This is a genomic window from Calothrix sp. NIES-3974 (genome assembly GCF_002368395.1).
In the GTDB taxonomy this organism is placed as follows: domain Bacteria; phylum Cyanobacteriota; class Cyanobacteriia; order Cyanobacteriales; family Nostocaceae; genus NIES-3974.
In genome coordinates, this window is sequence record NZ_AP018254.1 from 968329 (window position 1) to 981817 (window position 13489).

A 13489-nucleotide genomic window follows, 5' to 3' on the forward strand; every position below is an offset into this window, starting at 1 on the left:
TTATGAAAATACTTACATAGATAGACTTTTGGGGATTTAATTGGAGTTTTTCACTTGCCAAGAAGGATAACTTATTAACTTGCTGGAGTTATAATTTGAACCTGGAGATAATTATGGTTGGTAAGAGGATGATTTTTATGATTTTGCTAACTGCTAACTAGTTTGCCTCCGAATCAATAAGTTTATTTGATAGTATGTGGAAAAATTGCGGTTATGGGTAGTCCTGATCAAGAGGAGTTTGCTGGTAAATTAGCTGACAAAAAAGCGGTCAGATGCTTCACCTCACCGCTTAATCCAAATCTGTGGAAAATGCAATTAAATATCCAGGTCGCTGAGATTTAGTTTAGAACCGTGGGTTTCGATAAATTCTCGGCGTGGTTGGACGCGATCGCCCATTAAAATCGTAAATATGCGATCTGCTTCGGCTGCGTCTTCAATTTCCACCTGTTTCAGGGTGCGGGTTTCCGGGTTCATGGTGGTATCCCACAACTGTTGTGGCATCATTTCCCCTAAACCTTTGAAGCGCTGAATTGTATAATTGGCGTTATCGGGTAGGGTGGCGATATATTGTTGCAATTCGCGATCGCTGTAGAAATATTGATGATTACGTCCCCGCTCCACCTTATATAGGGGTGGACAAGCAATATACACATGTCCCTGTTCAATTAAAGCCCGTTGGTAGCGATAGAAGAAAGTTAATAGCAGGGTGCGAATATGCGCTCCGTCCACATCAGCATCGGTCATAATCACAATCCGATGGTAACGTAGTTGAGAAATATCAAACTCTTCCCCCTTCACACCTAAACCGATACCCGCAATCAGAGCTTGCACCTCATTGTTTTTATAGATTTTGGCATCATCGGTTTTTTCGATATTCAAAATTTTACCCCGCAAAGGTAATATTGCTTGGAAACGGCGATCGCGTCCTTGCTTGGCCGAACCACCAGCCGAATCCCCTTCCACCAGGAAAAGCTCCGATTCCGAGGGGTCACGGGAAGAACAATCCGCCAATTTACCAGGTAGGGGAGATGACTCCAACACGGATTTTCTCCGTACTAATTCCCGCGCATGACGTGCAGCTTCAGCCGCTTTAAAAGCTTGAATCGCCTTATCTAAAATAGCATCAGCCACATTCGGGTGAAATTCCAAATACTCAGTCAGAACTTCCCCCACCAAGGAATCAACAATACCCCGAACTTCCGTATTCCCTAACTTCGTTTTGGTTTGTCCTTCAAACTCCGGTTCGGGAACCTTCACGGAAATCACCGCCGTCAAACCTTCCCGAACATGCTCCCCACTCAAATTAGAATCATTCTCTTTTAACTTATTCCGTTTACGAGCGATCGCATTCATCGTCCGCGTCAAAACCGTCTTTAAACCCTCTAGATGGGTTCCCCCATCAACGGTACGAATATTATTGGCAAAACCCAACACATTATCAGAATAAGCATCCACACACCATTGGAGCGCTACTTCCACCTGCACATTGTTGCGCTCCCCCTGCACATAAATAATTTCCTCATGTAAGGCTTGTTTATCTGCATTCATGTAGGCAACGTACTCCCGGATTCCCCCCTTGTATTCATACACCTCCACCTTGGGGGTTTCACTTTTCAATAACTCCAAACGGTTATCAGTAAAAGTGATTCTCACTCCACCATTCAAATAGGCCAATTCCCGCAACCGACTCGCTAAAGTCGTATAATCAAACTCAATCCCATTTGTAAAAATTTGCTCATCCGGCTTAAACCGTACTGTTGTTCCCGTCCGATTCTCCTTCAAAGGTTTCACCTGTAACTCCGATTGGGGGATACCACGCTCGTAGCGCTGCGTATGTATCTTTTTATCCCGACAGACAGTGACTTCCAACCACTCAGACAGCGCATTCACAACCGACACCCCAACCCCGTGTAGTCCACCGGAAACCTTGTAACCACCACCACCAAACTTTCCCCCAGCACCTAATACGGTCAAAACCGTTTCCAATGCTGATTTACCGGTCTTAGTGTGGGTATCGACCGGAATACCTCGTCCATCATCCTGCACCTGACAGGAACCATCGGGATTGAGTTCTACTTCAACATGGGTACAATAACCCGCTAAAGCCTCATCAATGGAATTATCCACCACCTCATAAACCAGGTGATGCAATCCACGAATTCCCGTAGTACCAATGTACATCCCCGGTCGTTTGCGGACATGTTCCAGACCTTCCAGAACTTGAATCTGTTCGGCACTGTAACTACTTGTCATGAAAGTTCTCCTGATGCGTGGGGTTGAAGTCGCTCAAAAAGCGAAAAAGTCAAAAACACTTCAAAATTCTAACACAAAAGCTTTCAAGACGGCTGTAGGGCAATTTGAAGTTATTTTTGCTTGGGGGTTGTATCTACCTGATTTTGTCCTATCATTTGTCTGAAGATTGGTATTTTGGAAAAGAAGACAGGAGACAGGATACTGGAGACAAAATGTAAAGTTTTTGGCTGTTTGTGGTTAAGTATACTTGAGAGCGGTTAGCTCACTCCTTTACCAGCATCGTCTCGTACCTCCAGCAGTAGATATATACTCCCAAGAGACATTAACATGGTTTTGTCTGATTTGGTAGTACAAATGCCAAAAAGAGATAAATTAGGGAATAGGGATAGTCCGTAGAGACGACCCGGTGGGTCGTCTCCAGGAGAGTAGGGGATGCAAAGTCAGAGAATATCATCAAAATTTGAAATGGTATTATATTATTTGTTTACTTGGTAGACAAAATTTAATACCAATTTAATATGAAGACGCATAGAAAGAACCCTCCCTATAGCAAGTTCCCGTAGGGTAATCGGGGAGGGAACTGGATTTCTCCCTCTCCGTAGGTTAAGGAGTGGGTTAAAATTATGTGCAACTTTACATTAAATTGGTATAACCCAATTCACAATTACAAATTACGTACGCGAAGGGTTGCCGCAGGCTATTACGTAGCTTGCTTCCCGCGTAGCGGGTATTACGAATTACAAATTACCTCACCAGTGGATCAAACAAACAAACTAATTGTCATTTGTGGTGCAACGGCAACGGGTAAATCTGGTTTAGCATTAAAATTAGCAATGGGGTTATCCAGCCAAATTATTAGTGCGGATTCCCGTCAGGTGTATCGAGAATTTGATATTGGTACAGCTAAACCTAGTTTAAGGGAACAAGCTTTAGTACCCCATTATTTGATTGATGTCTGTTCACCGACGGAAACAATGACCGTTGCAGATTATCAAGACGCAGTGCAAAAACTGATCACAGATACCCATTCGACTTTTCCCTGGTTATTGGTGGGGGGAACGGGTTTATATATCAAATCAATTACACGGGGGATGAAAATTCCTCGGATTGCAGCCAATTTAGAATTGCGATCGCAACTTCAATCTTTACCCCAAACCCAGTTATATGGAATGCTGCAACAAATCGATCCTACTGCTGCGGTGAAAATCCATCCCCACGATGTAGTGCGGACAATTCGCGCTCTAGAAGTATTTTATCTCACAGGTGTACCCATTTCCCAGCAACAGGGGGAAAATCCTCCTAGCTATCCGATTTTGCAGATTGGTTTGGATTGTGATGTCAAAAGTTTGGATCAAAGAATTAGTCAGCGTACTGACACCATGTTAAAAGATGGATTGGTGGCAGAAGTTGAATATTTATTACAAAAATATGGTCCAGATTTACCCTTATTAAATACATTAGGGTATGGGGAGATCAAATCCTATTTAGCTGGAGAAATTGATTTAGCAACTGCAAAATCACAAATTATTTTACATACCCGTCAATTTGCCAAACGTCAACGGACTTGGTTTCGCTCTGTCCCAGAAATTGAATGGTTTGATACGGAGTCAAGTGATTTAGAAGTGAAAGTTTGGGAAAGAATTAATCGATTTTTAGAGAAATAATAGGGAGTAGGGATAGTCCGTAGAGATGACCCGGTAGGTCGTCTCCAGGGGAGTAGGAAAATTAAACCATTACTTGTGAACAAATGCTAGATTCTGCATCCCGTATTTCCCTAATAACTATCCTTAACTTCCATCGCTTCTTTTAAATGTTTTAACAAAGTGGATTGGGGTAATGGTCCTTGTAAATGTTGCCAGGGTAAAATTTGCTCATAGGACCAATCTGTATAGACATAAAAATCTAAATCAGGAATTTCCCCTTTTAATTCCTTAAAAGCACGTTTGTAACTACCTAAAGAATCACCAAAATTACGAGTTAATATCAATAATCGAGATAAGCGTCTATCTCCCCGTGATAATAAAGCTTGAATGACCGACCAATTGTAACTTTCCGGACGAAAATCAATTCCTTTAGGCTTTAAATTTTTCTGTAAATATTGCAAACGCTTTTCTGCTTGTTGATTAACTCCAAACCATTGGAAGGGTGTATGGGATTTCGGGACAAAAGTGCTACATCCTAAAGTTAATTTTAAACCCGGTGCAGCTTTTTTCATTGCTAACATCATTTCCACTGTTGCATCTAAATCGGTATTTTCTTCTCCTGGTATTCCCACCATCCCATACAATTTTAAAGCCGATAACCCACCAATTTTGGCATTAATTGCGGCTTGAATAATATCAGCTTGTGCTAATTTTTTATTAATAATTCTGCGCACCTTTTCCGAACCACTTTCCACCGCAATCGTCAAGGATTTAGTATCTCGTTGAGCTAAGGTTTTAGCTAATTCCGGTGTTACTGTATTTGTCCGGACGGAAGCAATACTTAAGCGGACATCATCGTATTTCGATTGATTAATATAAGCTAATAAATCGGGAAATTCCGGGTGTTGAGTCACCGAAGCACCTAATAAACCTAAACGATTTGTCACCTGTAGACCACGTTCAATCGCAGGGATGAGGGAAGCTTCTAAACTTGCTGTCCGAAAAGGTAAAGTAAGATAACTAGCCAGACAAAATCGACACATTTCTGGACAACTACGTACCACCTCCACCATAAAAATGCTTTCCCAAGCAGCTTTCGGGGTGACAACCGTGGAAGCGGATAGGATATTACCACGATAGGTTTGTTTTTGCACGACGGGGGGAACTTCTGATGAGACCGGTTGAATCGCTGCGATCGCACCATCATTACTGTGATATTCTACTGTGTATAGGCTGGGTATATAAATACCGGGAGTTTGAGCAAGGGTAATTAATTTAGTTTTCCGGTCAGCGTTTCTCACTTGTTGATAGGTGTCGATAAAGCTATCTAAAAGGTTTTCCCCGTCTCCTAATAAAATCACATCAAAAAAGTCTGCAAACGGTTCTGGATTCGCAGTTAAAACGGGTCCACCACCAAAAACTAGGGGATGACATTCGGTGCGATCTTGACTGAATATGGGAATGGAAAGGGATTCAAGGAGATTAAGGATATTCACATAATCTAATTCCCAAGAAACCGAAAATCCCACAATTTCCACCGACCGTGGTAAGGTTTCATGAATATCGGTAAATAAGCGACTGATATCCACATCCTCACGCATCGCTAAAGTTGACCAAACAATTTGATATCCTAAACTGGTAATTCCCACCGTATATTCGTTGGGAAAGGCGAAAATTAACGGTATAGCATCATTTTTTGGGGTTTGGGGTGTAAATAATAGCTTTTCCTGGGAAAATATAGCAGCAGACATGGATATTTACGTTAATTTAATTAATTAATTTGTCATAACAAGTACACTAGAGCTAAAAATATCCGCAACTCACAAATGATGAATTATCAATTATTTTGACTAGAATTTAAATTTTTTATCGTTGTTCCCCAAACCCTATTTATACTTGATTTTTAAGCAGAGAATAATACAATTAAACAACAAAGTTACCCCATTAGCGAGGATAATTGGCATTGCTTTTAAATAAATGCCATAGATTAACCACAAAAATAAACCACTCATAAAAGTAATTAACATGACAAAGGATACATCCTTCGCAGAACGAGTTTGCCATGTTTTCCACATCTGCGGGAGAAATGCAACTGTTGTTAGTGTACCAGCAATTAATCCGAGGGTGTCAATAAAAATCATGAGAATAATACTATTTTGGATTTTAGATTTTAGATTTTGAATTTGAGATCCAACATTATCCACCTAGGGGTGTCATCGTCCGTAATTACTTAAATATGGGACGCGATATATCAATATGGGACGCGATATATCAATATGGGACGCGATATATCAATATGAGACGCGATATATCGCGTCTCTACGAAATTCACCTGTCCCATTCTTTTTCAAATTGGTATAACTTCCACAATCATTGATTCATCATGATTATAGCGTTTAAAATCCGTTGAACTCACTGGAAAATATATGATTGCGATCGCTTTCCTGGGGACTCTTTTTTCTAGACTCGCTACTATGGGTCCACCCCATAACGAGAATATCTGATTTTGGGTAAGTTCGACTAATTTTTTAAAACGTGAATTGGTACATCTAACCAATGATAAAACTTTTCTTGTTGACTAGGAGTCGGATTTTCAATGGCGGCAATATAATACTTATGAACTGTAGGATTACCTAATTTTAATTGATAGTTACGTAATTCATCTTGATGGAATAAAGTGATGGTAATTTCATCTCCAACCTGATAATCCTTGAGACGTTCATTTAATCCCCCAGCTTTGAGTTTAATCCCATCAATCGCCAAAATTTCATCATTCGGGTCAACTCCCACCTGATTTGCTGGAGAACCCGCTTCTACAGCTTTAACGATTTCCCGTCCATTCTCATTACTACTGCGAATTCCCGTGTAGGGTTCATTACTAATATCAGCGAATAAACGGAGTCCAAAGGGTTCCAAATAGGTATTAAAGGGTAGCTCCTCCAAACCTTGAATATACTGGTTAAAAAACGCCGATAAATCCACTTCCGCAACATTTTCAATCACCTGTTGCAGTTGTTCCGGAGTATAACCAATTTCATCTTTACCAAACTGCTCCCACATGTGTACCATCACATCATCCAGGGAACGGGTATTATGATGGCGATCGCGGATTAACAAATCCAACAATAACGATACCATCTCCCCTTTCAAATAATAGGACATCTGGGAATTGATGCTATTACTATCCGAGCGATACAATTTTACCCAAGCATCAAAACTGGATTCAGCTAAAGGTTGAACATTTCTACCTGGTGTTTTTAAATACCTGGTTATTTCCTTACTCCAATTATTCAAAAACGTCCGTACATCATAAATTCCTGCCCGTAAGGGAATCAGCAAATCATAGAAGCTTGTAGTTCCCTCGCAAAACCACAGAGACGGCGTGTAGTTTTCATTATCATAATCAAACACCTCCAAAGCCTGGGGACGGATGCGTTTCACATTCCACAGGTGGAAAAACTCATGGGCAACCAGCTGCATGAACTTTTCATACTTCTCGCGATCGCGGAATCCAAACCTTTGATAAATTAAGCTACAGCAATCCTTATGCTCTAATCCTCCGTAGGCTTGGGCAAACAAATGTAATAAAAACACATAACGTTCGTAGGGTAATCCCCCAAACATCTCTGCTTCCGTAGTAACAATGCTTTGAATATCCGTAATCAGGCGCTGGACATCGTAATTACCCTGTCCCCAAATCGCCAATTCATGGGGTTTACCCAACACTTCAAACTGATAAACCGGATGAGTACCAATTTCCACCGGACTATCAACCAAAGTATCAAAATCAACGGCTCGATAAGTATTAGTACTACCAGGGACCAAAGGTAAAGCAGTAGTAACTCGCCATTCCGGAGTTGCTGGAATCACGGTCAAATCAATACTTTCCCCTTCTAAACCCACAATCCGAAAAAACGTCGCAGCACCGTTAAAATAGCCGTGGGTTTGGTCGAGGTGATTAGTTCTCACCGAAAGTTCATTAGCAAAAATGCGATAGGTGACAGTGATATGGGATTGACCCTGGATATCAACTTGCCAATGATTTTTAGCAATTTTGCGCCAATTTAGGGGAATATCACCGGCAACCACCGTAAAATCCTGTAAATGCCTAGCATATTCCCGCACCAAGTAGGAACCGGGAGTCCAGACCGGAAACTTTAAATCCAACACCGACCCAGGGAAATCCCGCAAATCCAACCGAACTTCCAGTAAATGGGTTTGCGGTTGAGACATTGCCACTTGATAATGAATCATCGGTGTCGTCGATTGGCGAGTGCAACTGCTCAAAGGGGTGATGGTTTCCGTCATTTTCTCATAATTTTGAATTTTAGATTTTAGATTGTAGATGATGGATGCTGGGAAAGGAATATCAGAATATAAATTATTCAGTGAAAATTTTGAGTGAAATTGAAAGCAGATTTATTCACAGCAAACGAATAATGAAGGGATAGCGATAAACATCCTGTTCATTGGTTAAAATTTTGACAATCGCCACAATGGGCATAATCAAACTAAACAGCCATAAGCCAACCAATAGGGGAATTCCAATTCCGACAACGATCAATAGTCCAAACACAATCGCCGCAATAAACACATTAATGTGAAAATTTAAAGATTCCTTCGCATTTTCCCGAACAATTAGGTCATCATTCAGGAATAATACGGCGATGGGAATGCCGACGGAAGCAATTAAAGCGCTAAAAAAAATTGCTCCATGACACAATGCAGATAATAAACGACGCTGTTGAAACTCATCCATAACCAATTATTCCTGAATGCAATACGTGGATTTGGAGCAAACTCCTAAAACTTTCAGTGAGTAGGGAATAGAAGGAAAATCAACCCCTTACTCAAGGCTTATCACTCCCTGAATCAAAATACAGGAATAGCCTACATGTACTGCTGACACCAAAAAAATAATAAAAGGCGCTGTTTCCAACTCCCCACTCCCTACTAACTTTCAATTCAGAGCAAGCAGATTTATCCGATGACCTAGACAACTTCATACTCACTGGATTCAACCATCACGTACTCAAAACCGAACTTAGCATCAAACTCACGATTAATCTGCTGCAAATCAGCCAAAGGGATACTTTTCCATAGATCCCGTTGCAACCAGCTAATTATCATTATCACCTCCCCCTGGTCATGGGGGTTAATCCACACTTGCTTATCAATAAAACCGGGGTATTTTGCGAGGGAAGATGTCCAGATATCCGCATCCACTAGGATAAACCTTTCTCGATGTTCAGGTGCTAGTTTAAACTTAAGTAACTCAATTACCACGCGCTTACATTCCCCGTGTGAGTTTGTCAAAATATAAATGTCAAATGTCACACTTTCAAGTTTATCGTCAATTTAGCGTAACTTGAAAATAGAGTGAGTAGGGACCAGGGAGTAGTGAGTAGAAATGAGCTATTTTAATGTTTGGCCGTGTCCAGACGACATGTAGACCCATAACGACTTACCGTAGGCTGAGACTAATAAAAAAATTGGAATAGGAAACCGTATGGATAGTAATAACTGGATGCAACAACTGCTAATGCTAGGAATCGGTACAACATCGATTATGGCAGAAAAACTCAAAGAAGCAGGAGACAAACTAGTAAAGGACGGCAAACTCAACCCAGAAGAAGCTAAAGCCATGATGGATGACATGCTGCAACAGTTCAAAAATGAACAGGGGGGAATGGAAGCGAATATGCAGCGACAGTTGCGGAATATGATGCAGGATATGGGGATAGCTCGTCAATCGGAAGTGGACGAGTTGCGCGGACGAATAGACCGACTTGAGCGTCAAGTTAGGGATTTAGAAAATAAATTATGGCGATGAAAGGGGAGCGATTTCCAAAACAATAGAACATATGAGTAGGTAGGTGCAATTAAACATAAAACCGCAACGTAACCGATTATTCGGTTCAAAGCCTTACTCCCGTAAAGACGCAATATATCGCGTCTCTCCCTGTACAGACGACCCGACGGTTCGTCTCCACTTCCCTGTACAGACGACCCGACGGGTCGTCTCCCTGATTTCAAAGACAATTTTCACCCCCCACCTACTTAGCAAATTAATCAGCAAAAACCGATTTAGATGTAGACGCGACAGGTTGCGTCTGTTTTTATGGGTGATTCTCAACTACACTAGGTACTTGTGACCAAAATCAGATTTTCAACAGCGACGGAGGAATAGTCCCTTGAAAGCGATTTTACTCAGCGTTGGCGTAATGCTAGTGTGTGTAGTGGTTTTAGTTGTAGCCCAAATTACGGGGGAAAAACAAAATACCGCGATCGCAGCTCCCCTTAGCCAACAGGTTACTACAAATCCCACCCAAAATTCCAATTTAATTGCGAGCGCAACCATGTCAAATCTAGAATCAAACGAAAACCTGATTACCACCCCATCCGGATTAAAATACAAAGAACTCCAAGAAGGAACAGGTGTAACCCCCGAAAAAGGACAAACCGTCACCGTTCACTATACAGGAACCCTCACAGACGGCAGTAAATTTGATAGTTCCCGCGATCGCAATCAGCCTTTCAGCTTTACAATCGGTGCAGGTCAAGTAATCAAAGGTTGGGACGAAGGACTCAGCACCATGAAAGTCGGTGGTCGTCGTCAATTAGTTATCCCCCCCGAACTCGGATACGGTGCTAGAGGTATCGGTCCGATTCCCCCCAATTCCACCCTCATTTTTGACGTAGAACTGTTAAAAGTTAACTAGATATTTGCTATTCGTAGAGACGTAGCATCGCTACGTCTCCACAACTAGGATAAATTTCCCCTAGCCAATTTAATTTTGATGAATTATTGGTGGTGCAGGACAAAAATGTAGAGACATAGCACTGCTACGTCTCCACTACAACAATTTTGATTTTCATCCCAAACGTAAACAATACATCATTCATCCCCAAATTCCGCAACACCATTTTGGGAATCGGTATAAAAAAAGCGGTCAAGTGATAGAACCCACCAGCATCTGGGAATAATAAATCCTGTAAAGGATACCCATACCAAGTTCTCACAATATTTGGACATATGGATGACTAGAATTCTGATCCAGTCAAACTTCTAGAACCTCTGGACATCATACAGCTTGTCACCAAGTCATCCCAAACTTGTAGTGAAAAAGTAAGTGTATCCAAAACTGTATAAATATTCAGTAAATATCAGGGAAATTACTCCTAGGAGAAATATTACTATGACCGCCCAAATCCCTTCTCAACAATCAGCCACAAATCCCGATGCAGATTTATTAGAAAAAATTCGCCGACAATTCGACAGCGCCCCCTATCCGCGAATTCCCGTAGAAGAAAACCCCAAAGATAACACTAACTATCTCTATGTCCATAATTTAGTCACACCATACTATTTAAGAACCCAAAAAGTTACCAACACCCAAGGAAAAGTTATCCTAGATGCAGGTTGTGGAACAGGTTATAAATCCCTAGCTCTTGCATTAGCCAACCCCGGAGCAAAAATCATCGGTGTCGATATATCTCCAGAATCCATCGTATTTGCCCAAAAGCGCCTACAATACCACGGTATCAATAATGTCGAATTCCACGTGGGTTTACTGGAAGAGTTACCCAAATTAGGAATGGAATTTGACTACATCAATTGTGATGATGTATTGTATTTACTCCCCGACCCAGTTGCAGGATTACGGGGAATGCAATCAGTCCTCAAACCAGAGGGAATTATTCGCGTCAATCTCCATAGCTCCCTCCAACGAGAGTGGTATTATCGTGCTCAAAATCTCTTCCAATTTATGGGTTTGATGGACAGTAACCCTGAAGAAACCGAAATAGGAATTGTCCGTGACATCATGAAAGCACTCAAAAACGATGTCATCCTCAAAAAACAAACCTGGAATCCCATCAACGAAGAAGACAACGAATCAATCCTAGCCAACCATCTCCTAGTTGGTGACAAAGGTTCCACCATCCCCCAATTCTTCTCCCTACTCCAGCAAGCAGACCTAGAATTCATCAGCATGGTCAACTGGTTACGCTGGGATGTCATGGATTTATTTAAAGAACCTGACGATTTACCCCCATTCCTAGCCCTCAGTTTACCCGAACTTTCGACTGAAGAACGACTGCATCTATTTGAACTATTGCACCCCATCCACCGCTTACTAGATATTTGGTGCGGTCATCCCCAACCAGAAAAATTACTACCAATCTCCGAATGGACTGATGCAAACTGGGAAAAAGCAACCATCCACATCCATCCCATCCTCAAAAACCCTGAATTTCGCACCGAACTAACCGAATGCGTCACCCAAATGCGTCCCCTCATCATCAGTAAATTCCTTTCCCTCACCCATGAAATGGTCAGCATCGACAGCACAATGGCTCTTTGTTTAGTTCCCTTGCTAGAACAACCCCAACCCATAACATCCCTAATCGAACGCTGGAAACAAGTCCGACCCATCAATCCAGTCACCCTCACCCCAACAGACCAAAAGGAAGCATTTGATTTAGTGAAGCTAATGCTGCTACGTCTGGAAGGTCTAGGTTATGTCATGGTAGAGCAACCCTAAAATACGCGGACGCATCTCGTAGTAGGATTAGTAGGATTTTAGCCCCGAAAAACCTTATTGGAAAAGCGCTCTTTGCGCAACTGCATACTTTTTCTCACCCATCAAAGTTAGTGTGACGGGAGTGGGAAAGAGTTTTTTTCTGTCTTGGTTGTGTACAAGCATTCATGGGGTACTGGATTCAGTGTTTGTCCAATCCTATTCCCAGTTCTCTATTTATAAGCAGGGTAATTGATTCAGTACCCAATGAATCATTCCAGCTTCTAATCAACGAAATATCAACGGTTTGAATTGTATACACAGAAAAACAAAATATTTTTTGTCGAGAGTGATATGAAAAAAATAGAAGTGGGTAAGTTATATCTAGAAAACAACAAAAACAACAGTTAATAATTCACCACAAGGAAACCACTGATATGAAAACCGAATTAAAAGCAAAATTTCTCCAACACATCCTCAACAAAAAGAAAAATGATGAAGGTTTTACCCTGATTGAGCTATTAGTTGTAATCATCATTATCGGTATTCTTTCTGCAATTGCCTTACCTTCCTTCTTGAACCAAGCTAACAAAGCAAAACAATCAGAAGCTAGAACCTACGTTGGTTCCATGAACCGCGCTCAACAAGCTTACTACGCAGAAAATGGTAGTTTTGTTGGTAGTGCAGCTTCAGAATTTGGTCTGCTTGGACTAGGTGTTGCCACAGATACCGTTAACTACAAGTACACAATCAAAGGTGGTAGTGGAACAGCTACCAGTGTTACAAACCAAGCTCAACCACAAAAGAACGCTATTAGGGCTTACATCGGTGGAGTATCACTCGGTACTATCCAAGCAACTAGTGAAGCAACAACTCTTGCTTCTTTATGTGAAGCATTACAAGCTAAAGGTGTAACAGGTGCTGCTGCGGGGACAGAAGAAGCAGATTTTAACTCGCAAAAACCTCCTGCTTGTCCAAAAGCCTACAAAACACTCAGTTAGTTTGTTTAGCTAGTTAATTATAATCTTTGATTGACAACTTCATAGACTAAAAAAGTGAGTATTCTTATTT

At 41.4% G+C, this 13489-nt stretch carries 12 protein-coding genes; 5 read left to right on the top strand and 7 right to left on the bottom strand.

Annotated elements, in window-relative coordinates:
- Window positions 1-315: 315 nt before the first annotated feature.
- Entirely contained in the window at window positions 316-2253 is a 1938-nt protein-coding gene (gyrB, locus tag CDC37_RS03770; protein WP_096620553.1) for a DNA topoisomerase (ATP-hydrolyzing) subunit B, read from the bottom strand.
- 623 nt (window positions 2254-2876) lie between these two features.
- Between gyrB and miaA the strand changes: the two genes are divergently transcribed.
- Window positions 2877-3917 carry a tRNA (adenosine(37)-N6)-dimethylallyltransferase MiaA gene (gene miaA, locus CDC37_RS03775; protein WP_096620554.1) on the top strand — a complete coding sequence of 347 codons (1041 nt, stop codon included), beginning with the start codon at window positions 2877-2879 and terminating at the stop codon, window positions 3915-3917.
- Window positions 3918-4027: 110 nt separating this feature from the next.
- On the opposite strand, the gene CDC37_RS03780 is transcribed toward miaA, so the two are convergent.
- The 5 genes from CDC37_RS03780 to CDC37_RS03800 all read right to left on the bottom strand — a co-directional run bounded on the left by CDC37_RS03780 (window position 4028) and on the right by CDC37_RS03800 (window position 9182).
- Window positions 4028-5647, bottom strand: coding sequence for a B12-binding domain-containing radical SAM protein (locus tag CDC37_RS03780; RefSeq protein WP_096620555.1), 1620 nt, complete (start codon window positions 5645-5647; stop codon window positions 4028-4030).
- Between the two features lie 135 nt (window positions 5648-5782).
- On the bottom strand, window positions 5783-6037 hold the full coding sequence (locus CDC37_RS03785) for a SemiSWEET transporter (RefSeq protein WP_096625890.1): 255 nt from the start codon (window positions 6035-6037) through the stop codon (window positions 5783-5785).
- Between the two features lie 379 nt (window positions 6038-6416).
- A complete protein-coding gene (locus CDC37_RS03790) occupies window positions 6417-8204 on the bottom strand; it encodes a M61 family metallopeptidase (RefSeq protein ID WP_096620556.1) in 1788 nt (595 codons plus the stop codon).
- Between the two features lie 115 nt (window positions 8205-8319).
- Window positions 8320-8655, bottom strand: coding sequence for a DUF4870 domain-containing protein (locus CDC37_RS03795; protein ID WP_096620557.1), 336 nt, complete (start codon window positions 8653-8655; stop codon window positions 8320-8322).
- 233 nt (window positions 8656-8888) lie between these two features.
- Window positions 8889-9182, bottom strand: a complete 294-nt coding sequence (locus CDC37_RS03800; RefSeq protein ID WP_096620558.1) for a TIGR03792 family protein — start codon at window positions 9180-9182, stop codon at window positions 8889-8891.
- A 223-nt stretch (window positions 9183-9405) separates the two neighbouring features.
- Here CDC37_RS03800 and CDC37_RS03805 point away from each other — a divergent pair, with 223 nt between their 5' ends.
- A complete protein-coding gene (locus tag CDC37_RS03805) occupies window positions 9406-9729 on the top strand; it encodes a phasin family protein (RefSeq protein ID WP_096620559.1) in 324 nt (107 codons plus the stop codon).
- A 361-nt stretch (window positions 9730-10090) separates the two neighbouring features.
- Entirely contained in the window at window positions 10091-10618 is a 528-nt protein-coding gene (locus CDC37_RS03810) for an FKBP-type peptidyl-prolyl cis-trans isomerase (RefSeq protein ID WP_096620560.1), read from the top strand.
- A 124-nt stretch (window positions 10619-10742) separates the two neighbouring features.
- On the opposite strand, the gene CDC37_RS23915 is transcribed toward CDC37_RS03810, so the two are convergent.
- A complete protein-coding gene (locus tag CDC37_RS23915) occupies window positions 10743-10919 on the bottom strand; it encodes a hypothetical protein (RefSeq protein ID WP_157780635.1) in 177 nt (58 codons plus the stop codon).
- A gap of 176 nt (window positions 10920-11095) precedes the next feature.
- Here CDC37_RS23915 and CDC37_RS03815 point away from each other — a divergent pair, with 176 nt between their 5' ends.
- Both CDC37_RS03815 and CDC37_RS03820 read left to right on the top strand, forming a co-directional pair.
- Entirely contained in the window at window positions 11096-12442 is a 1347-nt protein-coding gene (locus CDC37_RS03815; protein WP_096620561.1) for a class I SAM-dependent methyltransferase, read from the top strand.
- Between the two features lie 413 nt (window positions 12443-12855).
- Window positions 12856-13419, top strand: coding sequence for a type IV pilin-like G/H family protein (locus CDC37_RS03820; RefSeq protein ID WP_096620562.1), 564 nt, complete (start codon window positions 12856-12858; stop codon window positions 13417-13419).
- Window positions 13420-13489: the final 70 nt, after the last annotated feature.

What these genes read in the sequence shown, in the direction of transcription:
- gyrB (WP_096620553.1), bottom strand. Translation starts at nt 2,253, where the DNA reads ATGACAAGTAGTTACAGTGCCGAACAGATTCAAGTTCTGGAAGGTCTG.
- miaA (WP_096620554.1), top strand. Translation starts at nt 2,877, where the DNA reads ATGTGCAACTTTACATTAAATTGGTATAACCCAATTCACAATTACAAA.
- CDC37_RS03780 (WP_096620555.1), bottom strand. Translation starts at nt 5,647, where the DNA reads ATGTCTGCTGCTATATTTTCCCAGGAAAAGCTATTATTTACACCCCAA.
- CDC37_RS03785 (WP_096625890.1), bottom strand. Translation starts at nt 6,037, where the DNA reads ATGATTTTTATTGACACCCTCGGATTAATTGCTGGTACACTAACAACA.
- CDC37_RS03790 (WP_096620556.1), bottom strand. Translation starts at nt 8,204, where the DNA reads ATGACGGAAACCATCACCCCTTTGAGCAGTTGCACTCGCCAATCGACG.
- CDC37_RS03795 (WP_096620557.1), bottom strand. Translation starts at nt 8,655, where the DNA reads ATGGATGAGTTTCAACAGCGTCGTTTATTATCTGCATTGTGTCATGGA.
- CDC37_RS03805 (WP_096620559.1), top strand. Translation starts at nt 9,406, where the DNA reads ATGGATAGTAATAACTGGATGCAACAACTGCTAATGCTAGGAATCGGT.
- CDC37_RS03815 (WP_096620561.1), top strand. Translation starts at nt 11,096, where the DNA reads ATGACCGCCCAAATCCCTTCTCAACAATCAGCCACAAATCCCGATGCA.
- CDC37_RS03820 (WP_096620562.1), top strand. Translation starts at nt 12,856, where the DNA reads ATGAAAACCGAATTAAAAGCAAAATTTCTCCAACACATCCTCAACAAA.